The sequence below is a fragment of the Kitasatospora sp. NPDC088351 genome (assembly GCF_040685575.1).
GTDB lineage: Bacteria > Actinomycetota > Actinomycetes > Streptomycetales > Streptomycetaceae > Kitasatospora.
Genome location: NZ_JBFBIL010000065.1, coordinates 17,569 through 40,444, shown reverse-complemented (window position 1 = coordinate 40,444; position 22,876 = coordinate 17,569). Strand labels below are relative to the sequence as shown.

The window sequence follows — 22,876 nt, the reverse complement described above, 5'->3', positions numbered from 1 at the left end:
GCTCCCTCAAACCCGAAAGATCATCGCGTCCAACAGCCACGGCCCTCGCAACTCCCACAGATCGCGGGTGTTGCGAGGACCGTTAGAACCCAAGCCGAAGTGGCGGGGCCCTCACCGGCTCCGACGCGCACCGACACACACCGGTACGCACCGCGCCGCGTCCGTCGCCGTACCCGTGGCCACGGCCGGACCGACTGCTTACTACTTGCGCTTGCGCTTCTCCCGCACCCGGACCGAGATCGAGATCGGCGTCCCGACGAAGCCGAACTCCTCACGCAGCCGGCGCTCGACGAACCGGCGGTACCCGGCCTCCAGGAAGCCCGAGGCGAACAGGACGAAGCGCGGCGGACGGGTGCCCGCCTGGGTGCCGAACAGGATGCGCGGCTGCTTGCCGCCCCGGATCGGGTGCGGGTGCGCGGCGACCAGCTCGCCGAGGAAGGCGTTCAGCCGGGCCGTCGGGATACGGGTCTCCCAGCCCGCCAGCGCGGTCTCGATCGCCGGGACGAGCTTCTCCATGTGCCGGCCGGTCTTGGCCGAGACGTTGACCCGGGGGGCCCACTGCACCTGGACGAGGTCGCGCTCGATCTCGCGCTCCAGGTAGTAGCGGCGCTCCTCGTCCAGCTGGTCCCACTTGTTGTAGGCGATCACGACGGCGCGACCGGCTTCGACGGCCATCGAGATGATCCGCGTGTCCTGCTCGGCCAGGCTCTCGCTGGCGTCGACCAGGACGACCGCGACCTCGGCCTTCTCCAGCGCGGCGGAGGTGCGCAGCGAGGCGTAGAAGTCGGCGCCGGCGGTCAGGTGGACGCGGCGGCGGATACCGGCCGTGTCGACGAACTTCCAGGTCTTGCCGCCGAGTTCGATCATCTCGTCGACCGGGTCACGGGTGGTGCCGGCCAGCTCGTTGACGACCACCCGCTCCTCGCCGGCGACCTTGTTGAGCAGGCTGGACTTGCCCACGTTGGGGCGGCCGATCAGCGCGACCCGGCGCGGGCCGCCGAGCACGGCGTCGCCGAAGGTCTGCGGCGGGGCCTCGGGCAGAGCGGCCATGACGGCGTCGAGCAGGTCGCCGGAGCCGCGGCCGTGCAGGGCGGAGACGGCGTACGGCTCGCCCAGACCGAGCGACCAGAGGTACGCGGCCTCGGCCTCGGTGGACTGGCCGTCGACCTTGTTGGCGCAGAGCACGGTCGGCTTGCCGGCCCGGCGGATGATCTTGATCAGGGCCTCGTCGGTGTCCGTGGCACCGACGGTGGCGTCGACGACGAACAGCACCGCGTCGGCGGTCTCGATGCCCAGCTCGGCCTGCGCCGCCACCATGGCGTCGATCCCGAGGACGTCGATCTCCCAGCCGCCGGTGTCGACGACCTTGAAGCGGCGGCCGTTCCAGCTGGCCTCGTAGCTGACGCGGTCCCGGGTGACGCCCGGCTTGTCCTCGACGACGGCCTCACGGCGGCCGATGATGCGGTTCACCAGGGTCGACTTGCCGACGTTCGGGCGGCCGACGACGGCCAGCACCGGCAGCGGCGCGTGGTCGGCGTCACCGAGGCCGTCGACGTCCTCGGGGTCGAACCCCTCCTCGGCGGCGAGCGCCATGAACTCGGCGTACTCGGCGGCGTCCAGCTCACCGTGGCCGGTGGTGGAGTGCTCTGCGGTCATGTTCGTGTTTTCCGTTTCCCGGCCCGGCCCTTCCCAGGGGCGCGCCGTGCGTACCTGCCCGATCGGGGCAGCGCGAGTACTTCAGTGAAGGTGCCACCACGGCACCGGCCGGACGAACCAACGCCCGGATGATCCATGTCCCGGACGACTCGACGCCCGGGACGTTCCAACGCCCTGCTCAGACCGCGGACAGCCCGGCCCGCTCCTCCACCAGCGCGGTGATCGTGCCGATCACCTGCTCCAGGGTGAGCTCGCTGGTGTCCACCAGCACCGCGTCCGCGGCCTGGGTCAGCGGGGCCGTCTTCCGCGAGGAGTCGGCCGCGTCCCGGCGGGCCAGGTCGGCGGCCATCGCGGTGATGGTCGCCTCGTCCACGCCCTTCGCCCGCAGCTCGGCCGCCCGCCGCTCGGCGCGGGCCGTCTCCGAGGCGGTCAGGAAGATCTTGACGGTGGCATCCGGGAACACCACGGTCCCCATGTCCCGGCCCTCGGTGACTATGCCGCGCTCGGCGACCCGGGCGCAGCCGCGCTGCAGCTCGACCAGTCGCGAGCGCACCGCCGGCACCGCGGACACCGCGCTGACCTGCGCCGTCACCTCGGGACCGCGGATCGGGCCGGAGACGTCCCGACCGTCGACCGTGATGGTCGGGCCGTCCGCGTCCGTGCCGGAGACGATCACCGGCTTGCCGCAGGCGACGGCCACGGCCTCCGGGTCGTCCACGTCGACGCCGTTGGCCAGCATCCACCAGGTCATCGCCCGGTACATGGCGCCGGTGTCCAGGAAGCTCAGGCCCAGCCTGGCGGCGACCGCCCGCGAGACGGTCGACTTGCCGGAGCCGGAGGGTCCGTCGATGGCGACGACGACCGGGGCGTGCGCTCGGTCGGCAGTGTCCACGGGCGAACCTCTCTCTAAGGCCTGAAGCCTGAAGCATGTCAACGGGACGGAAGCCGGAAGGAAACCGGCAGCCGGGAACCGGAAACCTGGGAATGTCTCCCTCAAGGTTAATGGACCGGCGCCAGACCCCGGTCCGGCCGCGTCAGACCCCGGCCCGGTCGATCTCCAGCACCGCATGCCCGAGCCTCGGCCGGACGAACTCCCCGTCCCGCTCCACCCCGAGTACCCCCGCCACGAAGGCCATGGCACGGATGCCGCCCGGCTGCTCCCACTGGAACGGGACCTTGGAGACGTGCGACGGGAAGTCGTTCTCCAGAAACCTCACCGGCCGATCCGGCCGGCCGTCCGGCCGACCGCGCCGGCGTCGCCGACGGTCCTGCCGACCGTGCCAGCCGAAGGTCTCCCTCGGCCGGGGCCCGTCGGGCGTCTGGGTGTGGGCGAAGAACGCCGTGATCCAGCCGGAGACGAAGTCCCCGCCGGACATCGACTCCCATGTGTACAGCGAGCGCCAGAACTCCTCGTCCACCTCGCCCGCCGCCGCCCGGGCGATGGTGTCCAGCACCGGCCGCAGGTCCGCGAACCACGGGCGCAGCCCGTCGAACCACTGCTCCAGCTCGCCCACCCGCGACGCCAGCAGCCGCCAGTCATCCGCCGTGCCCTCCAGCCGGATCCTCGGGATCCCGCACAGCGATTCCCAGCGGAACTCGTAGTACGGGCTGACCACGTCCATCAGCGCGACCAGCGCGGCCGACACGTCGTCGGGTGTGGTCGTGGAGAAGGACGGCTGGAACAGCTCCACGGTCTCCGCCCCGAGCGCCTGCTCCAGCGGTTCGCGGACCAGGCGGATCGAACGGGCCCAGTCGGGGTCGGGGCCGAACAGGCTGTCGTCCCGGACCGTGATGGTCGACCGCTCGCCCGGCGTCCTCGTGAACAGCCCGGCGTACTGCTCGGCGTTGAGCCGCAGATGCACGGCGATCTCGTGGACGACGGCGTACCAGAGCACGTCCGGCGACAAGCTGAGCGGCAGGTGCCCGGCGAACGCCAGATGGGCCGCCCGCACCAGCAGGCTCCAGCTCGGTTCGCCCTCGGCGGGGTCGTGCCGAGGGCGCGCGCTGTCCAGCAGCGTCGCCGTGCTCCGGTGGTGGATGCGGAACCCGCCGCCCACCACCGCCGCCAGGAACCCGTCGTTGCCGACGGCGGTCGGCTCGCGTACGTCGCCCGGCTCGCCCTCGGCGAGCGGCACATCAATGATCATTCCCCGTCCCCCACTTGCGTTCGGCCCGCGGCCGCCCCGACCCTCGACCGCCCGGAGGCGAAGCGCCCCGCTCAGTCCCGGACGCTCCACCCGCTGGCCCGCAGTGCGACCGTCAGCGGCTTCACCGCCGCCGGGGCGACCGACAGCTGGACGAAGCCGACCTGCTGGCCGGTGGAGTGCTCGATGTCGACGTCCTCGATGTTGACCCCGGCCGCGCCGACCTCGCCGAAGAGGCGGCCCAGCTCGCCGGGCTGGTCGCCGAGGACCACCGCGACGGTCTCGTAGCGGGTGGGCGGCGAACCGTGCTTGCCGGGGATGCGGGCCTGACCGGTGTTGCCCCGGCGCATCACGGCCTCGATGCCGGCCGCGCCCGCGTGCCGCTCGCCCTCCTCGGCGGCCTCCAGGGCCCGCAGGGCGGTGACGGTGTCGCCGAGGTCGACGGCGACCTCCTCCAGGATGTCGGCGACCGCGCCCGCGTTGGCGGAGAGGATGTCGATCCACATCCCGGGGTTGGAGGCGGCGATCCGGGTGACGTCCCGGACACCCTGGCCGGAGAGCCTTATGGCCGTCTCGTCGGCGTGCTCCAGCCGGGCGGCGACCAGCGAGGAGAGCAGCTGCGGGGCGTGCGAGACCAGGGCGACGGCGCGGTCGTGCGCGACGGCGTCCATCACGATCGGCATCGCGCCGCAGAGCGCCACCAGTTCCAGGACGGCGTTGAGCGTCTCGGTGTCGGTGTCGGCGGTGGGGGTCAGCACCCAGGGCCGCCCCTCGAACAGGTCGGCGCGGGCGGCCAGCGGGCCGGAGCGCTCGCGGCCGGCCATCGGGTGGCTGCCGATGTAGTGGACGGTGTCGAGGCCGAGCGCGGCCACCTCGGCCCGCGGGCCGGCCTTGACGCTGGCGACGTCGGTGTAGCAGCGGGCCAGGCCCCGGCGCTGGCAGTCGGCCAGCACCCTGCCGACCAGCGCGGGCGGGACCGCGATGATCGCCAGGTCCACCGGTCCGTCGGCGGGTTCGGTGATGCCGGCGCCGAGCGAGGCGGCGGTCCGGGCCGCGTCCGGGTCGGCGTCCTCCAGATGGACGGTCAGCCCGCGGCCGGTCAGGGCGAGCGCGGCGGAGGTGCCGATGAGTCCGGTACCGACGACGGCGGCAGTGCGCATGGCGGGGTGGCTCTCCTCACGGGGGGCTGGCCTGGACGTGCTGCCCCATCCTCTCGCATCCCCACGAGCCCTGCGGCCATCACGGGCCACTTGTCGCCGCCGCAACCACCCCGCCGCCGGGCCCGTCCTCCCACACGCCGCGCACGGCGAAATCCGGAGCCGCCCGTGCCACGGCGGGGCAGACTGGCCGCCCGAGGGTGGCGCGGCGCGAGCGACGCGAACGGAAGCAAAGGGGTTGGCGGGTGGACGATCGGCGCAGCACGGACGACAAGCCGTACGACGGCGACGGGCGGGACAACGGACCGGACACCGGACAGGACAACGGGCCCGGCGACGGACGGCACCACCCGGGCCCGGCGGTCCCGGCCCATCCGTCCGTGCTCGACTCGGTGGTGGTCTACGCGGCCGGCGCGGTCTGCCGCCGTCGGGCCCGGGTGGCCGTGCCGCCGGGCGGGCGGCTTCGGCTGACCGGACTGCCCCGGGTGCTCGACGGCCGTACGCTGCGGGCCAGGGTGCTCGACGCTCCCCCGGGCACCGCCGTCACCGAGGCCCGGCTCGAACCGGTCGCAGAGCTCCGCACGACCGCCGAACTCCCTGATCTCCGACGCGAGTTGAACGATGCCCGGGAGAGCGAGAGCGCCGTCCGCGAGCGGCACCGGCTGGTCCTCACCGCCATCGCCGAGACGGCCTCGCTGCGCGCCGTGCCACCGCAGCGGCGGCACGGCGACCCGCATCGCCGGACACCGGCGGACGCCTGGCTGGAGCTGGCCGACTTCGTCGACGAGCGGCTGACCGGGCTGCACCGGCGGGCCGAGGCGCTCACCCGGGAGCTCGAACTCGCCGAGCACCGCACCGAGGTGCTCACCGACCGGCTGGAGCGTGCCTCGACGGCCGAACCGGCCCGGCCCGTGGAGACCTCCGCGACCGTCCTGCTCACCCTCACCACCCCCGCCACGCCCGACGAAACGCCCTCCGACACCGCCGACAGCACCACCGCGAACACCACCGACCTCCACATCGAGGTGGAGTACGGCGTCCCGGCCGCCCGCTGGGTGCCCGCCTACCGCCTGTCGTACCGGCAGGGGTCCGACACCGGACGGCTGGTCCTGCGCGCCTCGGTGGCCCAGCAGACCGGCGAGGACTGGACGGGCGTGCGCCTCGCCCTCTCCACCGCCGACCTGGAACGGCGCACCGACCTGCCCCGGCTGCGCTCGCTGCGGATCGGCCGCAGCCAGCCCGCCCCGCCGCCCTCCGGCTGGCGCGAGCCCCCGGCGGGCCTGGCCGACCTGTTCACCGGCTACGACGCGCCGGGCCCGCGCCCCGAGCCGCGCCGACGGGGCCCGCTCGCCGTCGCGGCCGCCACACCCCCGTTCCTCGCGGCCCCCGTCGCCGCTGCCGCCCCCGTCGCCCCGGCCGCTCCCGGCGGGCCCCGCTTCGGAGGCGTCCTGTCCGCCGACGAGCCGCTCCCGCCGCCCCCGGGCTTCGCCGGCTACGGCGCGCCCCCGTCGCCGCCCCTGCCCCAGCCGGGAGGACCGGCCCCGGCGCCGGTCCTCGCCCGCCGGGCCAGGGCGGGCGGCGCGGCCCCCGGCCCCGGCGCCGCCAAAGCCGCCGGATCCACCAACGCCACCAGCACCAGCACCGCCGACACCCCCGGATCCCCCGAAGCACCCCCCGCCCCCGACGCCGCGCTCCTCGACTACCCCTCCCTCGTCCTGGCCGGCCCCGACGAACCCGCCGCCCGCCGTGGCATCCTCCGCCCGCCCGCCCCCAGAACCTCGTTCGAGCGGACCGGCGCCGCCCTGCCGCCCCTCCCGCTCCCCCGCCACGCCGTACCGCCCCGCGTCTCGGCCGGCTCCTTCGACCACCGCTTCGACGCCGCCGCGCCCGCCGACATCCCGTCCGACGGCACCTGGCACACCGTCACGATCGACGAGATCCCGGTGAGCGTCCGCCCCGAGTACGTCACCGTCCCCTCCGTCGAAAAGAAGGTGTACGGCACGCTGGTGATCGCGAACCGGACCGACCGGGCCGTCCTGGCCGGTCCCGTCGAGGTCACCGTCGACGACGAGTTCCTGCTCACCGCCGCCCTGCCCACCCTCGCGCCGGGCGGCCTGCGCCGGCTCGGCACCGGCGTCACCGAGAGCATCGAGGTGGCGCGCCGCACCGAGCTGCGCGAGTCCACCACGGGCATGCTGAACAGCAGCACCGTGCTCGACCACCGGGTGCACGTGGAGCTGGCGAACCGGCTCGGCCACACCGTCACCGTGGAGGTCCGCGAGCGCGTGCCGGTCGCGTCCGACGCCGAGATCAGGATCGAGGAGCGGGCCGACTGGCACGCGCCGGCGGTGTCCTCGCCGGACTGCCCGCCGAGCACCCGGCTCTGGCGGGTCGAGCTGCCGCCGGGCGGCCGGGCCGAGCTCGACGGCGGCTACCAGATCAGAATCCCGGCCGGAAAGGCCATCGTCGGCGGAAACCGGAGGAACTGAACGATGAGCACCAGCACGATCCCCCTCCCCGTCACCGCTGTCACCTGTCTGGAGGACCGCAGCCAGGTCGAGCGCACCGCCACCGTCGAACTCGCCGCCGGTGTGCAGCGGCTGCGCCTCGGCCCGGTCACCGCGCTCACGGTCGACCGCACCCTGCGCGCCGAGGCCACCGGACCGGCCGGGTCCACCGGAGCCGGTGGCGGCGCCCGGGTGCTGGACGCCCGCGTCGTGCGTGCCTGGACCCCGCACGCCCCGCTGCCGCCGGGCCCGGGCGACTCCGAGCTGCGCCGGCGCGTCCACGAGCTCGACGAACGGGCCCGCCACGAGGACCGGTCGCACGACCGGCTGGAGGCTCGGCTGGCCCTGCTCGCCCAGCTCAGCGCGGACCTGCTGCGCGAGATCGGCGAGGGCGCCGGCGCCGGCGAGGTCGAGCGGGCCCGCTGGGCGCGCGAGCTGGACCGGGTGGACGCCGAGCGCGAGCGCTACGGCGAGGAACTGCGCGCCACCCGCTCCCGGCTGCGCGAGCTGGAGGAGGAGCGGTCCCTGGCCCGGATCGCGCTCGACGAGGCCGAGGAGGAGCCGGCCGACCTGGTCGCCCACCTCGAACTCACCGTCGAGGCGCGGGCCGCGGGCCCGGTCCGGCTGACCGTCAGCCACCTGGTGCCGTGCGCCCTCTGGCGGCCGTCCTACCGGGCCGCCCTGGCCGACGGCGGTCTGCACCTGGAGTCGGAGGCGGTGGTCTGGCAGCGCACCGGCGAGGACTGGACGGGCGTCCGGCTCACCCTCTCCACCGCCCGCTCCGCGCTGGCCACCCAGCCACCCGCGCTCGCCGAGGACGTGCTGACGCTGCGCGAGCGCGGCGCCGAGGAGCGGCGCACCGTCGCGGTCGAGCTGCGCGAGGAGGCGGTCGGCGCCCTCGGCCCGTCCGAGACGGTGCCGGGCGTGGACGACGGCGGCGAGGTCCGGGTGCTGCGCGCGCCCGCACCGGCCACCGTCCCCTCCGACGGCCGGGCGCACCGGGTGCCGCTGAGCGGCTTCACGGTGCCGGCGAGCAGCGAGTACGCGTGCGCGCCGGAGCTGTCTGCGCTGGTCACCCAGGTGGTCCGGTTCCGCAACGCGGCCGGGCACGCGCTGCTCGCCGGACCGGTGGAGCTGGTCCGCGGCAGCGGCTTCACCGGCCGGGGCGAGCTGCCCTTCACGGCGGCGGGCGCCGACGCCGAGCTGGCGTTCGGCAGTTCGGACGGCTACCGGGTGGTCCGCGAGACCGAGGAGCGGCAGGTCACCACGGGCCTCCCCCAGCGTTCGGTGACCACCCGGACGGTACGGCTGCACATCTCACGCTTCTCCGGGCCGGAGGAGCGCGACGAGCAGCTGGTCGCGGTGCGCGAGCGGGTGCCGGTCTCCGAGGTGTCGGCGGTGGAGGTGCGGCTGCGCAAGGAGGACTGCTCCCCCCCGCCGGACGCCTTCGACGCCGACGGCATCGTCCGCTGGGACCTGCCGCTCGGCCCGGGCGCGCGGCGGACGGTCACGCTGGTGTACGAGGTGTCGGCGACCGCCAGGGTGGCGGGCCTGTGACACCCCGCGCGAACCCCCGCCGTGACGGGCGTTCAGGTAGAACAGGTACATGATCCTGCACCTCGCCCCCCTGGACGACTGGCTGACCGACCCCGGCCGGCCGTACGCCACCGCCTCGCTGCTCACCGACGGGTTCATCCACTGCTCGGCGGACGAGCAGACGGCACTCGCGGTGGCCAACGCCTTCTTCGCCGACACCCCCGGTCCGCTGATGGTGCTGCTGATCGAGGAGTCGCTGGTGGAACCGATGGTCAGGTGGGAGGCCCCGCACGGCGCACCGCCGCCAGGGGCCACCCCCGGCGTGTTGTTCCCGCACATCTACGGACGGCTGAACCGGACCGCCGTGGTCGGCCTGGAGAAGGTCGAACGCGGCCCGGACGGCCGCTGGGAGAGCCTCACCCCCTGGAGCTGAGCCCCGCCGCCCCGGCCCCCCGCCTGGACGCGCCCTACAGCCAGCCCCGCTCCCGGGCCGCCATGCCCGCCTGGAAGCGGGTGGTGGCGCCCAGCGCGCGCATCAGGCTCTGCAGCCGGCGCTGGGTGGTCCGGGCGCTCCAGCCGAGCGAGCGGGCGATCGACTCGTCGGTGAGGCCGGCCGCCAGCAGGCCGAGCAGCTTGCGGTGGTCGGCCTCCGGCTCCAGCGCCCCCTCGTCGGCGCCGATCGCCGCCTGGAGCTGCACCGCACGCTCCCACTCCGCCTCGAAGAGCGTGTCCAGCGCCTGGAGCAGCGCGGAGGGGTGGATCACATAGGCGGCGTCGAGGACGCTGTCGCCGACGCTGATCGGGATGATCGCCATCCGGTCGTCCGAGATGACCATCTTCATCGGCAGGACCGGCCGGACCCTCGCCTCCTCGCCGTCCGCGACACCGGCCAGGATGTTCTTCTCCAGCCGGCCCGGCCAGGCCACCGCCTCCCGGTCGTAGATCGTCCGGAACCGCAGCCCCTCGGTCATCCGCTGGCGCTGCAACGGGATGCCGGCCACCGGGTCCTGGATGTACGGGGGGCAGTCGAAGCCGCGGACCTGGTACTGGCTGGTCTCCGTGATGTGCTCCAGCCGCTGCGCGATCGCCTCGCCACCGGTCAGCACCTCGACCGAGTGCGCCGGGTCGGTGTAGCGCGAGGCCTCCCGGAAGGCGTCCATCAGACGGTGCATCTCGGCCCGGGCGTGGCGCAGTTCGGACTCGCGGTGGCCGATCAGGGTGCCTATCGCTACGTCGGGGGCCACCGGCAGGAAGCGGTGGCGGTCCACCGGTGCCCGGGTCGCCATGCCCTGCTGCGCCAGCCGGTCCAGTGCGCGGACGCTCTGCTGGAGCGTCAGGCCGCAGGCGCCGGCCAGGTCCTCCGCCGTCGACTGCGGATTGGCCACCAGCGCCGCGTAGACCTGTCCGTCCGGCGCGGCCAGTCCCAGTGCGCTGAGTGGTGCATCGGACACGACGCCGCTCCCCCGTTCGCCTCGCACCCGCGCCGCGGATGGCGCAGTCCCGCCACTCGGCGGGTCGTGGTCAGGTGGCAATCCTCGGCCACGGATCATCACGCTGACAAGGCGGTGACCGGCGGTGCGGCCGGGTTCACAGCGGGACCCCGCCGAACGGCGTGAGGGCCCCCCGCCGAGTGGCGGGGGACCCTCACGATCCGGCGGGCGGGTGGCCCTACAGGCCGACCTCGTGCATCAGCTGGCCGACCTCGGGGTTGGTCAGCCGGCGCAGCCAGCCCGACTTCTGGTCGCCCAGCGCGATCGGGCCGAAGTGGGTGCGCACCAGCTTCTCGACCGGGAAGCCGACCTCGGCCAGCATCCGGCGGACGATGTGCTTGCGACCCTCGTGCAGGGTCACCTCGACCAGGTAGTTCTTGCCGACGTTGGAGATCACCTTGAAGCTGTCGGCGCGGGCGAAGCCGTCCTCCAGCTCGACGCCCTGGGCGAGCTGCTTGCCCAGGTCACGCGGGATCGGGCCCTGGATGGCGGCCAGGTAGGTCTTGGTCACGCCGTACCGGGGGTGGGTGAGGCGGTGGGCCAGCTCGCCGTGGTTGGTGAGCAGGATGATGCCCTCGGTCTCGGTGTCCAGGCGGCCGACGTGGAAGAGGCGGGTCTCCCGGTTGGTCACGTAGTCGCCGAGGCACTGGCGGCCGTCCGGGTCCTCCATGGTGGAGACCACGCCGGCCGGCTTGTTGAGCGCGAAGAACAGGTAGGACTGGGTGGCGACGGTCAGGCCGTCCACCTTGATCTCGTCCTTCTGCGGGTCGACCCGCTTGCCCTGCTCGGTCACGAGCTTGCCGTTGACCTCGACCCGGCCCTGCTCGATCAGCTCCTCACAGGCCCGACGGCTGCCGATGCCGGCCCGGGCCAGCACCTTCTGCAGCCGCTCGCCCTCGGGCTCGCCGAAGGTCTTGGGCAGCTTCACGGCCGGCTTGTCGTGCCGGGCGAGGACGGCGTCCTCGATCTTGGCCTGGAGCTCGCGGGAGCGCTGGGGCTGGCGGCGCGGGTCGCCCGGGGCACCCTGGCCCTCGCGGCGCGGGCGCGGGGCCGGGCCGGGGCGTCGCCCGGTGAAACCGCCGCGCGCGGGGGTGGCGTTGGGGCCGCCGCCGTACTCGGGGCGGTCGTAGCGCCGCTCCTCGGGCCGCAGCGGGCGGTCGGGGTACCGGCGGTCGTCGCGCCGGTCGTCCCGACGGCTGTCGCGCCGGTCGTCCCGCCCGTACGAGCCGGAGCCACCGCGCGAACCGGAGCCGCCGCCGTACGAACCCGAGCCACCACGCGAGCCGCCACCGTACGAGCCGGAGCCGCCCCGCGAGGAGCCCGAGCCACCGCCGTACGAACCCGAGCCACCCCGCGAACCGGAGCCACCGCCGTACGAACCCGAGCCACCCCGCGAACCGGAGCCACCGCCGTACGAACCCGAGCCACCCCGCGAGGAGCCCGAACCGCCACCGTACGAGCCGGACCCGTCACGCGAGCCACCGCCGTACGAACCCGAGCCACCCCGCGAGGAGCCCGAGCCACCGCCGTACGAACCCGAGCCACCGCGGCCGGAGCCGCCCCCGTGGGAGCCGCCGCCCCGGCCCCCGCCCTGTCCGCCGCGGCCGCTTCCGCCGCCACTGCTGTTCCTGCCGTTGCCACTGCTACGCATCAAAGTGTCCGTACGTCGTTCCGTCTGGGATGTGCGGTCGTTTCGGCCGACCTCACCGCCCCCTGCCGATCAGGCGCAGCCCGATCGGCCTCGCCTCTGCCGTCCGCGGCCTGCGCGGCGGCGACCGCCTCCGCGATCATCGTGCCCTCCAGGGACTCCGCTTCCACGTCGTCGACCTCGGGCAGGAAGGGAGCGAGCTCCGGCAGCTCGTCCAGGCCGCGGAGCCCCATCCGTTCCAGGAAGTAGTTCGTCGTCCGATACAGGATCGCACCTGTTTCGGGCTCGGATCCGGCCTCTTCCACCAGTCCTCGCTGTACCAGGGTACGCATCACGCCGTCACAGTTCACACCGCGGACGGCGGAGACCCGCGATCTGGACACCGGCTGACGGTAGGCGACGACCGCCAGAGTCTCCAGCGCGGCCTGGGTCAGCCGGGCCTGCCGGCCGTCCAGGACGAAGCGGTCCACGGCGGGCGCGCACTCGGCCCGGGTGTAGAACCGCCAGCCGCCGGCCACCAGGCGCAGGTCGAAGCCCCGGCCCTGGGCGGTGTATTCGGCCGCCAGCTCGCGCAGCACCGCCGCCACCTCGGCCCGGGGCCGTTCCAGGACGGACGCCAGGTGGGCCTCCCCGGTCGGCTCGTCCACGACCATCAGGATCGCCTCCAGCTCGGCCTTGAGTCCGAAACCCTCCCCCGTGCCGCCGCCGTCACGACCGTCACCGCCGTCACAGAAAGTCGGCGGGGCCGACTTCTGGTGCACGACCCGGCCCGCCGCCTCCGGTGTGCGTACCCCGGGTCCGACGGCCGGGGCGGCCGAGGGCCCGGGCACCACCGGCAGCGGGGCCGGTTCCAGCCACTCCTCGGCCCGCGGCCGCCCCGGCAGGCCGAGCGGCCGCCGCGCCGGCCGCCCGCCCCCTTCCGAAGCCCCGGCCTCCTGAACGCCGGCCTCCGGGCCCCCGTTCTCCACGCCCCCGCTCTCCAGACCGCCGTCCATCAGCGCCCGTCCTCCTTCCGCTCGCCCGCCGGCCGGTCGAACTCGTCCGTCACCTCGACCTCGCCCCGGTCCGCCTCGGCCACCCACCGCACCAGCAGCTCGCCCAGCGCCTCCGGCTGCTCGAAGGCGAGCACCCGCTCCCGGTACAGCTCCAGCAGCGCCAGGAAACGGGCGACCACCACCAGGGTGTCCGGCGCGTCCGCGACCAGCTGCTGGAACGACGCCTCCCCGAGTTCGCCGAGCAGCCCGGCCACCAGCCCCGCCTGCTCGCGCACGCTGACCGGCGGGGTGTGGATGTGGTCCACGTAGACCACCGGCTCGGGCCTGGGCGTCATCGCCCTGGCCGCCAGTTGCGCGAACCGCTCGGTGCCGATGGTGATCACCACCTCGGGCAGCAGCGCCGCGTGCCGGGGCTCCAGGCCGGCGGTCCTGGGGTGTCGGAGCAGTTCGGCCGCCCAGCGCTCGCCGAACACGGCCGCCGCCCGCTTGTACGCCCGGTACTGCAGCAGGCGGGCGAAGAGCAGGTCGCGGGCCTCCAGCAGGGCGAGGTCCTCCTCGTCCTCGACCTCGGCGGCGGGCAGCAGCCGGGCGGCCTTGAGGTCGAGCAGGGTGGCGGCGACCACCAGGAACTCGGTCGCGGCGTCCAGGTCCCAGTCCGGGCCCATGGCGCGGATGTGCGTCATGAACTCGTCGGTGACGGTGGCCAGCGCCACCTCGGTGACGTCCAGCCGGTGCTTGGTGATCAGGCTCAGCAGCAGGTCGAAGGGGCCTTCGAAGTTCTCCAGCCGCACCCGGAAGCCGCCCTGCGGCTCATCGGCGGCGGCGGTCCCCACGGCGACGGAGGTCCCAGCGGCGGCGGGCGGTTCGGCGGTGCTCGGCATGACGGTCCATCTTCACCCGGCCGGGCCGCCCGCCCCCCGCCGGTGCCGCCGACACGCCGCGCGCGATGCACAGGACGCGCCCGGCCGGCCCGGGCCCGCGCCGCTCGGTCCCGCCCGGCGCGCCGTCCGGCACCCCCCGGACGCCCCTCGGACGCCGCTCAGCGGCCGCGCAGCCGCCGTACCAGGATGCTGGCCTCACCGCGCTGCTCCAGGTCCGCCAGCACCACCGCGATGGCCTCCCGGACGATCCGGCCGCGGTCCACGGCCAGGCCGTGCTCGCCGCGCAGGACCAGACGGGTGTGCTCAAGATCCATGAGCTCCTCCGCGGACACGTACACGGTGATCTTCTCGTCGTGCCGTTCCCGCCCGGTGGGGCGGCGCGGGGCACGGCCGCGTGCCCGGGAGCGCCCGGCGGTCCCGGCCTGCTCCTCGGCGGCACCGGTGTGCTGGCGCTGCGCCGGAGCGGCGGCGGTCCGGCCGCCCGGCGCGGTCTGCGCACCGGCCGGCTGCGAAGGCGCCGGCACCACGGCCCCCGGCCCGGCGGTCCCGGCCCGGTTTCCGGCCGCGGCCGGCTGCTGCTGGTACTCGTGCGGCTGCCCGGCCTCGCCGGTGCCCTCGGCGCCCTCGGCACCGTCCGTACCGTTGACGGCCCGCGCGGTCTCCGGTCTGGGCGCCTCGGCGGCCGGACGCGGCGCGAGGGACGGCGACAGCGCCATCCCGCCGGTGGTCCGGAACAGCTCGTCGGCACCCGGGAGACTCACTCGGCGGGGCGGCACCGGTCGAGCACCTCCCTGGCGAGCTGGCGGTAGGCGGCGGCACCGACCGAGTTGGTCGCGTACGTCGTGATCGGCTCGCCGGCGACGGTGGTCTCCGGGAAGCGCACGGTCCGCCCGATGACGGTGTGGAAGACGTGGTCGCCGAACGCCTCGACGACCCGCGCCAGCACCTCACGGCTGTGCACGGTGCGCGAGTCGTACATGGTGGCCAGGATGCCGTCCAGGCGCAGCTCGGGGTTGAGCCGCTCGCAGACCTTCTCGATGGTCTCGGTGAGCAGCGCGACACCGCGCAGGGCGAAGAACTCGCACTCCAGCGGGACGATCACGCTGTGAGCGGCCGTCAGCGCATTCACCGTCAACAGGCCCAGCGAGGGCTGGCAGTCGATGATGACGTAGTCGTAGTCGGGCAGCAGCGGCTTCAGGGCGCGCGCCAGCGCGGACTCCCGGGCCACCTCGCTGACCAGCTGCACCTCGGCGGCGGAGAGGTCGATGTTGGACGGCAGCAGGTCCATGCCCGGCACGGCCGTCTTGAGCAGCACCTCATCGGCCGTCAGCCCGCGCTCCATGAGCAGGTTGTAGACGGTGACGTCGAGCTCCATCGGGTTGACGCCGAGGCCGACCGAGAGCGCGCCCTGCGGGTCGAAGTCGACGAGCAGCACCCGGCGGCCGTACTCGGCCAGCGCGGCGCCCAGGTTGATGGTCGACGTGGTCTTGCCGACGCCGCCCTTCTGGTTGCACATCGCGATGATCTGCGCGGGGCCGTGCTCGGCGACCGGCGCGGGGATCGGGAAGTACGGCAGCGGCCGGCCGGTCGGGCCGACCCGCTCGCGGCGCTGGCGCGCGGCGTCGGGGGCCAGCGTGGCGGCGTACTCCGGGTCCGGCTCGTACTCGGCGTCCGGGTCGTCGTAGGCGCCGTAGGCGAACTCGCCGTAGGCCAGGCCGTGGGCCGGCAGATCGGCGTCGTAGTCGGTCACCGCGGTCACCTGTGCTGTGGTCTGGCGTGCTTCGAAAGTACGGAGAGCGACCGAGCCGACCTCGGCCGAGCCCACGGTGGCCTGCCGGGCCCCGGGCTCCTCACTCGGCAGTCCGGCGGCGTGCTCCGCCAGTCCTGGCTGACCACCCCCGGGAGCAAATGTCGACTCATTCACAAGTCGTCTTACCTCCTTGGGCATCCAGGACTCTATGTCGATTCGTCAGCGTGGCAGCATGCCGACGGTTTGCGACTCTAGGCCGTTCAAGGCGTTCGCAGCAACACAATCCACGGTAGTGGGCCGGATGTGTCGACTATCGGGCAACCCTCTGTCAAGGGATGGGCGGGCCCCTGACTCTAACGTTTCCGGGGGCGGGTGACGTGACCCACAGAAATTGACGACAGAGCGACCCACCCGGGCCACCGTCCGTTCGCGGGCACGGCGAAGCCCCCGGCCCGAGGGGAGCGGGTCGGGGGCCAACGGGCCGCCCCGCGGGGGCGGCCCGGTCCGGAGCGGGGCGCCGACGAGGGCACGCACCGCCCCGGGCCGGGGTGAGACGATCAGGCGAGCACGGTCTCCAGGGAGACGGACTCCAGGCCGAAGGCCTCGGCGACGGCGCCGAAGGTGATCTGGCCCTCGTGCACGTTCAGACCCTTGGCCAGGGCCGGGTCACGGCGCAGCGCCTCCTTCCAGCCACGGTTGGCCAGCTCCACGATGTAGGGCAGCGTGGCGTTGGTCAGCGCGTAGGTGGAGGTGTTCGGGACGGCGCCCGGCATGTTCGCCACGCAGTAGAAGACCGAGTTGTGGACCTTGAAGGTCGGGTCGGCGTGCGTGGTGGCGTGCGAGTCCTCGAAGCAGCCGCCCTGGTCGATGGCGATGTCGACGAGCACGGAGCCCGGCTTCATGCGGGAGACCAGCTCGTTGGTGACGAGCTTCGGGGCCTTGGCGCCCGGGATCAGCACGGCGCCGATCACCAGGTCGGCCTCCAGCACGGCCTTCTCCAGCTCGAAGGCGTTGGAGGCGATGGCCTTGATCTTGGTGCCGAAGACCTTGTCGGCCTCGCGCAGCTTGTTGATGTCGCGGTCGAGCAGGGTCACCTCGTAGCCCATGCCGATGGCGATGGTGGCCGCGTGCCAGCCGGAGACGCCACCGCCGATGACGACGGCCTTCGCCGGGTGGGTGCCGGGCACGCCGCCGGGCAGCACGCCGCGGCCGCCGGCCGGGCGCATCAGGTGGTACGAGCCGACCTGCGGGGCCAGCCGGCCCGCGACCTCGGACATCGGGGCGAGCAGCGGCAGGGCGCCGTTGGCGAGCTGCACGGTCTCGTACGCGATGGCGGTGGTGCCGGAGGCGATCAGCGCGTCGGTACCGGCGCGGTCGGCCGCCAGGTGCAGGTACGTGAAGACGGTCTGGCCCTTGCGCAGACGGTGGTACTCCTCGGCGATGGGCTCCTTGACCTTCAGCAGCAGGTCGGCGGTGGCCCACACCTCGTCGGCGGTGGGGAGGATGGTGGCACCGGCGGCCACGTACTCCTCGTTGGGGATCGAGGAGCCGACACCGGCGTTGTCCTCGACGTAGACCTCGTGTCCGTTGCGGACCAGCTCATGCACGCCGGCGGGCGTGATGGCCACGCGGTACTCGTGGTTCTTGACCTCGCGGGGGATGCCGACCTTCACGGCTAAACACGTCCTCTTGCCATGGGGGTCCCTACCGGAGAAGACCGGCGGGCGACGCGCATAGGGGGAAGCCGCCGGACGACACCGGGGCACAGACTTCTGCGCGCTGAGTTCGAGTGTAATGAAGCCCAGGCGGCGTGTCAGCCTTCCAAAGTGAATAAATCTGCCGGACACATTGGCAGGTTCGTAGGCTTCCCCAGTGATCTTCCCGCCAAATGCACCCCAACCGGGCATATTCGACAATACTCCCGAAGCTCCGGCTACCACCCGCTGTCGAAGCGTTCCCGCAGGTCCGCCAGGGCGGCACCGACGGCCGCCCGGCCGCGCTCGTCGCCCAGCCTGCGCAGCACCACGAGCGAGGCCCGGTACTCCCGCTCGGCCTCCTCGAAACGGCGCTGCGCGGTGTGTGCCTCGGCCACCCGGGCGAGCAGTCTGGCCTCGGCGGGCTGGTCCCCCATCGACTGCCGCAGGCCGAGCGCCCGGCCGTACCAGTCCGCCGCCCGCACCGCGTCGCCGAGCGCCCGGTGACAGCCGGCCGCGCCCTCCAGGGCCCGGGCGCAGGCGGCCTCGTCATCGGCCGCCCTGGCGTGCTCCAGGGCGGCCCGGTAATGGGTGACGGCCCGCTCCCAGCAGCCGGCCGCGGCCTGCAGGTCGCCCAGGTTGAGCAGCGCGGCGGCCGCCCGCCGGGCCTTGCCGTGCCGCTCGGCCACCGTCAGCACCAGTTCGTGCAGCTGGTAGAGGTCGGCGGGCGCGGCGCCTTCGGTCAGCGGCAGGGCCCGCAGCAGGGCGGTGACCAGCCGGCCGGCCGAGCCGTCCAGGTCGCCCTGGCCGATCGCGTCGGCGACGGCACCGAGCAGTTGGTCCCGCTCGCCGAGCAGCCACTGCCGGGCGTGGTCGGCGGAGCGCAGCCGCAACGGGCCGGGCAGCGGGTCGGGGCCGGGACCGCCGGCCGGGTCGAGCAGCGCGCGGGCGGAGTCGGTGAGCCGGACGAGCCGCTCCAGCAGCCGGGCCCGGGCCAGCTCGATCTCGGCGGGCCGGTCCTCCCGCTCGCGCAGCCGGACCAGCCGGGGGTGGAGCCGGCCGGGCACCCGGTAGCGGGGGGTTCCGTCGGCGGCGGGCGGCTCCTCGCCGAGCAGTTCCAGCTCGGCCAGCGCGGCCAGCATCGCGGCCGCCTCCGGAGCCGGGCAGCCCACCAGGGCGGAGGCGGTCCGCAGGTCGGCGGTCTGGGCGGGCGCGAGGGTGAGCGCGCGCAGGAGCCGCGCCTGGGCGGCCGGCAGCGTCGCGTACAGCAGGGTGAACGCGCCGATCAGCGGGTCGTTGTCGGGGACGGGAACGGGCTCGGCGGGCTCCGGGCCCGGCTTCACCCAGTCCGCCGGGCCGGCCGCCGGGGCCGCTGCGGGCGGCGCGGCGGTCTCCGGCGCGGCCGTCTTCCCGGCGGAGCTCCCCACGGCCTGCCCGGCACCGTGACCGCCACCGCTCCCGCCGCCCCTGGCCTCCGTCCGCCTTCCCCGGCCGGCCCGCCCGTCGGCCGCTGCCCGTCGGCCGCCCTTGACCCCGGTCACCGACCGCCCGGCCCGCTCGGGCCGCTGCTCCGTCTTCTTCTCCGGCTCCACCTCGGACCGCGGATCCGACCGCGCGTCCGGCTGCCGGTCCGCCGACCGGTCCGCCTTCGGGTCCTCCTCCCCCACCACCCTGGCCAGCTCCTGCGCCGCGTCCGTGACGGCCGCCTCGGGGTTGCCCCGCAGCCATCCGGCCATCAGCCGCAGCGCGGCCGGCCGGGAGCCACAGGTCTCGGCGAGATCGACCCCGCCGACCGGGTCGCAGCCGATCCGGGTGCCGCCGACCAGGTCGCCGAGCAGCTCGCCGGAGGCCTGCCGGTCGAGGCCGCCGAGGATCACCGGGTCGATGTCCTCGATGCCGGTGAGCGGTCCCGCCGTGGTGGCGAGGACCAGGCAGCCGGGCTCGTCGGCGAGCAGCGGCCACAGCTGTCCGGCGTCCCGCACGTCGTCCAGCAGCAGCAGGACCCGCCGCCCGGCCAGCGCCTCGCGCAGCGCGACACAGGCCGGTTCGTCCCGGCTGTCCGCGGCGGCGCCGGGCAGCGGGACGGCGGCGACGTCCGCGCCCAGCTGCTCCAACAGCCGGCGGGCGGCCCGGGCGGGCGGCACCCGGCCGCCGTCGGGTGCGGACAGCCGGGCGAACAGCACGCCGTCGGGGTAGTCGGCGGCGACGGTGACGGCGAACCGGACGGCCAGGGTGGTACGGCCGGAGCCGGGGCGGCCGGCCAGCACCAGGACGGTGCTGCGGCCCTCCGCCGGGCGGGCGGCGGCGGCCCGCAGCGCGGCCAGTTCGGCCCGCCGGCCGACGAACAGCGCGGGCCCGGCGGGCAGCCGGTGCAGCGAGGGGGCCCCCTCGGCGGGCGCGCCGGGCCCCGCGTCCATCGTCGCCGTCTTCCTCGCCACCCGTGCCACTCCCGACGTCACCCAGCGCTCAGCGAAGGCGGCCCGGGACGGGCGCCCTGTCTGCGAAGCGTAGTTCGAGCGTCCGGCTCAGCTGAGGTGCCATCCGGTCGTACGAACCGGTAAATCACCCCGGCGGATCAACTGGGCGTGCGAAAGCCGTCCGCTCATGCCCGGAACGGCCGGGCCGGCCACGGCGAGTCGGCCGGGCGCAGCGCGTCCAGCCCGCCGGGGCCGGTGAGCGCGGCGTGCACGGCGAGGGTGCCGGTGATCAGCGTGGGGTTGTGCAGCTCGCCGGCCTGGATCAGCCGGATCAGCTCGGCGACCGGCACCCGGGCGACCTCGATCTCCAGCTCCTCCCCGTGCGCCTCGTAGCGCTTGCCCTCGGCCTCGGAGAGGTCGGTGGCCAGGAAGAGCCGCACCGCCTCGTCGGTGCCGCCGGGCGAGGTGTAGAAGTCGACCAGCACCCGCCAGCTGCCGGCCGCGCAGTGCGCCTCCTCGTACAGCTCCCGCTGCGCGGCGTGCAGCGGGTTCTCGCCGGGGACGTCGAGCAGGCCGGCCGGCAGCTCCCAGAGGCGCTGGCGGACGGGGTGGCGGTACTGGCGCAGGATCAGCACCCGCTGCCGGTCGTCCAGGGCGAGGACGGAGACCGAGCCGGGGTGGGTCTGGTAGTCGCGGCGGGCCCAGCTGCCGTCGGGCATCCGGACCTCGTCGGTGCGCACCCCGGTGACCCGGCCCTGGAACGGCGTCCCGCTGGCCCGGACCTCCCACTCCTCGGCCACATCGCGGATCCGCGGCTGCTGCTGGTCGTCCATCGGTCTCCCCTTTTCGTCAGTACGACACAATCTAACGCCGGACGGCGGCCCCGCAGGAATCGCGGGGCCGCCGTCCGGTGAAACACCTCGGAACTACTGCGCTACTGCGCGTGCGCTACTTCGCGGCCGTCTTGATCTCGATGGCGGCCTTCACCAGCCCCGCGAAGAGCGGGTGCGGGCGGGTCGGGCGGGACTTCAGCTCCGGGTGGGCCTGGGTGGCCACCAGGTAGGGGTGCACCTCGCGCGGGTACTCGACGTACTCGACCAGGTCGCCCTTGGGCGAGAGGCCCGAGAAGACCAGGCCGGTCTTCTCCAGGTCCGCGCGGTAGGCGTTGTTGACCTCGTAGCGGTGGCGGTGACGCTCCTCGACGTACTGCTCGCCGCCGTACACCTCACGGACGATCGAGCCCTCCGCGAGCTTGGCCGGGTACAGGCCCAGACGCATGGTGCCGCCCAGGTCGCCCTTGCCGTCGACGATCGCCAGCTGCTCGGCCATGGTGGAGATGACCGGGTACTTGGCGGCCGCGTCGAACTCGGTGGAGTTGGCCTCGGGCAGGCCGGCCAGGTTGCGGGCGGCCTCGATGACCACGCACTGCAGACCGAGGCAGAGGCCGAGCAGCGGGATCCGGTTCTCCCGGGCGTAGGTGATCGCGGAGACCTTGCCGTCCACGCCGCGGTCGCCGAAGCCGCCGGGGATGCAGATCGCGTCCACATCGCCGAGGTGCTCCTGCGCGCCCTCGGGCGTGGTGCAGTCGTCCGAGGTCACCCACTTGATCTCGACCCGCGCGTTGTTGGCGAAACCGCCGGCGCGCAGCGCCTCGGTCACCGACAGGTAGGCGTCCGGCAGGTCGATGTACTTGCCGACCAGGGCGACCTTCACGATGTGCTGCGGCTCGTGCACGCGGCGCAGCAGGTCGTCCCAGGTGGTCCAGTCCACGTCGCGGAACGGCAGGTCGAGACGGCGCACCACGTACGCGTCCAGGCCCTCGCCGTGCAGCACCTTGGGGATGTCGTAGATCGACTTGGCGTCGATGGCCGCGACCACGGCCTCCTCGTCCACGTCGCACATCAGCGAGATCTTGCGCTTGATGGCCTGCGGGACCTCGCGGTCGGCGCGCAGCACGATGGCGTCCGGCTGGATGCCGATGTTGCGCAGCGCGGCCACCGAGTGCTGGGTCGGCTTGGTCTTCAGCTCGCCGGAGGGGCCGATGTAGGGCAGCAGGGAGACGTGCACGAAGAAGACGTTGTCCCGGCCGACCTCGTGGCGGACCTGGCGGACCGCCTCCAGGAACGGCAGCGACTCGATGTCGCCGACGGTGCCGCCGACCTCGGTGATCACCACGTCGACGTCCTCGGTCGCCATCCGGCGGATCCGGGACTTGATCTCGTTGGTGATGTGCGGGATGACCTGGACGGTGTCGCCCAGGTACTCGCCGCGGCGCTCCTTGGCGATGACGGTCGAGTACACCTGGCCGGTGGTGACGTTCGCCGAGCCGTGCAGGTTGGTGTCCAGGAAGCGCTCGTAGTGACCGATGTCCAGGTCGGTCTCGGCCCCGTCGTCGGTGACGAACACCTCACCGTGCTGGAACGGGTTCATGGTGCCCGGGTCCACGTTGAGGTAGGGGTCGAGCTTCTGCATCGTCACGCGCAGGCCGCGGGCCTTGAGCAGTGCGCCCAGGCTGGAGGCGGTGAGGCCCTTGCCGAGAGAAGAGGCGACACCCCCGGTGACGAAGAGGTGCTTGGTCGTCACGGCGCGGCCGTTCGATGCCTTGCCGGAATGGGGCTGTGCCAAGAGGGGGCTCCCGTGGGTCGCGTGTCGAAGGTGACGTGGGCGGGAGGCTCGCGGGTCGCCTGCCGACGGGAGTGCGGTGTGGTGCACGGCACTCGGAGGGTCGTCGGTTCGGCTGGTCCGGGGCGTTTGATCCCACCGGTCCACGGGATACCAGGGTAACAGTGACCCGGCCGGGACGCGTTCCGGCCCGCCCGGGTCGCCCGGGGAGCGCACCTGCGGCGTACCACCGGCGCACCACCCGGCGCACTTTTCACACCGGTCGCACCACCGGCCGAAGCGGGCCACTCCGGGGCTCTCTCCCGGGCCATCAGGGCCCCTCCGGACGGGTCATCCGGAGGTGATCCTTCCGAGCCATCCTGTGCCGAGCCACCGCGAT

The 22,876-nt window shown here is 74.1% G+C and carries 17 protein-coding genes; 3 read left to right on the top strand and 14 right to left on the bottom strand.

The window, feature by feature from the left end; genetic code table 11:
- Positions 1-201: 201 nt before the first annotated feature.
- The 4 genes from der to AB0P06_RS31395 form a co-directional block, all read right to left on the bottom strand.
- Entirely contained in the window at positions 202-1,656 is a 1,455-nt protein-coding gene (der, locus tag AB0P06_RS31410) for a ribosome biogenesis GTPase Der (RefSeq protein ID WP_363613337.1), read from the bottom strand.
- A 178-nt stretch (positions 1,657-1,834) separates the two neighbouring features.
- Positions 1,835-2,548, bottom strand: a complete 714-nt coding sequence (gene cmk / locus AB0P06_RS31405) for a (d)CMP kinase (RefSeq protein ID WP_363613335.1) — start codon at positions 2,546-2,548, stop codon at positions 1,835-1,837.
- Positions 2,549-2,690: 142 nt separating this feature from the next.
- A complete protein-coding gene (locus AB0P06_RS31400) occupies positions 2,691-3,803 on the bottom strand; it encodes a DUF4419 domain-containing protein (RefSeq protein WP_363613333.1) in 1,113 nt (370 codons plus the stop codon).
- Between the two features lie 71 nt (positions 3,804-3,874).
- The gene (locus AB0P06_RS31395) at positions 3,875-4,960 is read right to left on the bottom strand and encodes a prephenate dehydrogenase (RefSeq protein WP_363613331.1); all 1,086 of its coding nucleotides are present in this window, start codon (positions 4,958-4,960) and stop codon (positions 3,875-3,877) included.
- A 242-nt stretch (positions 4,961-5,202) separates the two neighbouring features.
- Here AB0P06_RS31395 and AB0P06_RS31390 point away from each other — a divergent pair, with 242 nt between their 5' ends.
- From AB0P06_RS31390 to AB0P06_RS31380, 3 genes are read left to right on the top strand one after another with little or no spacing between them, the layout of a single operon-like run.
- Entirely contained in the window at positions 5,203-7,446 is a 2,244-nt protein-coding gene (locus AB0P06_RS31390) for a DUF4139 domain-containing protein (protein ID WP_363613329.1), read from the top strand.
- Positions 7,447-7,449: 3 nt separating this feature from the next.
- The gene (locus AB0P06_RS31385) at positions 7,450-9,021 is read left to right on the top strand and encodes a mucoidy inhibitor MuiA family protein (RefSeq protein ID WP_363613327.1); all 1,572 of its coding nucleotides are present in this window, start codon (positions 7,450-7,452) and stop codon (positions 9,019-9,021) included.
- A 49-nt stretch (positions 9,022-9,070) separates the two neighbouring features.
- Positions 9,071-9,433 carry a DUF952 domain-containing protein gene (locus AB0P06_RS31380; RefSeq protein ID WP_363613325.1) on the top strand — a complete coding sequence of 121 codons (363 nt, stop codon included), beginning with the start codon at positions 9,071-9,073 and terminating at the stop codon, positions 9,431-9,433.
- A gap of 34 nt (positions 9,434-9,467) precedes the next feature.
- On the opposite strand, the gene AB0P06_RS31375 is transcribed toward AB0P06_RS31380, so the two are convergent.
- The 10 genes from AB0P06_RS31375 to AB0P06_RS31330 all read right to left on the bottom strand — a co-directional run bounded on the left by AB0P06_RS31375 (position 9,468) and on the right by AB0P06_RS31330 (position 22,458).
- Positions 9,468-10,451: a helix-turn-helix domain-containing protein gene (locus AB0P06_RS31375; protein ID WP_363613323.1), complete on the bottom strand. Its 984-nt coding sequence runs from the start codon at positions 10,449-10,451 to the stop codon at positions 9,468-9,470.
- Positions 10,452-10,668: 217 nt separating this feature from the next.
- Positions 10,669-12,141 (bottom strand): pseudouridine synthase, encoded by a 1,473-nt coding sequence (locus AB0P06_RS31370; RefSeq protein WP_363613321.1) that lies wholly within the window; start codon positions 12,139-12,141, stop codon positions 10,669-10,671.
- Positions 12,141-12,806 (bottom strand): SMC-Scp complex subunit ScpB, encoded by a 666-nt coding sequence (scpB, locus tag AB0P06_RS31365; RefSeq protein WP_363613345.1) that lies wholly within the window; start codon positions 12,804-12,806, stop codon positions 12,141-12,143. The genes AB0P06_RS31370 and scpB overlap by 1 nt, the downstream gene beginning before the upstream one ends.
- 326 nt (positions 12,807-13,132) lie before the next feature.
- Positions 13,133-14,014, bottom strand: coding sequence for a segregation/condensation protein A (locus AB0P06_RS31360; RefSeq protein WP_363613319.1), 882 nt, complete (start codon positions 14,012-14,014; stop codon positions 13,133-13,135).
- 158 nt (positions 14,015-14,172) lie between these two features.
- Positions 14,173-14,775, bottom strand: a complete 603-nt coding sequence (locus AB0P06_RS31355; protein ID WP_363613317.1) for a hypothetical protein — start codon at positions 14,773-14,775, stop codon at positions 14,173-14,175.
- On the bottom strand, positions 14,772-15,938 hold the full coding sequence (locus AB0P06_RS31350; protein WP_363613315.1) for a ParA family protein: 1,167 nt from the start codon (positions 15,936-15,938) through the stop codon (positions 14,772-14,774). Before AB0P06_RS31350 ends, AB0P06_RS31355 begins: the two co-directional genes overlap by 4 nt.
- A 383-nt stretch (positions 15,939-16,321) precedes the next feature.
- Entirely contained in the window at positions 16,322-17,437 is a 1,116-nt protein-coding gene (gene ald, locus AB0P06_RS31345) for an alanine dehydrogenase (RefSeq protein ID WP_363613313.1), read from the bottom strand.
- Positions 17,438-17,697: 260 nt separating this feature from the next.
- Positions 17,698-19,896, bottom strand: a complete 2,199-nt coding sequence (locus AB0P06_RS31340; RefSeq protein ID WP_363613311.1) for a tetratricopeptide repeat protein — start codon at positions 19,894-19,896, stop codon at positions 17,698-17,700.
- Positions 19,897-20,060: 164 nt separating this feature from the next.
- Positions 20,061-20,708 carry an NUDIX hydrolase gene (locus AB0P06_RS31335; RefSeq protein ID WP_363613309.1) on the bottom strand — a complete coding sequence of 216 codons (648 nt, stop codon included), beginning with the start codon at positions 20,706-20,708 and terminating at the stop codon, positions 20,061-20,063.
- Between the two features lie 115 nt (positions 20,709-20,823).
- A complete protein-coding gene (locus tag AB0P06_RS31330; RefSeq protein ID WP_363613343.1) occupies positions 20,824-22,458 on the bottom strand; it encodes a CTP synthase in 1,635 nt (544 codons plus the stop codon).
- Between the last annotated feature and the right edge of the window lie 418 nt (positions 22,459-22,876).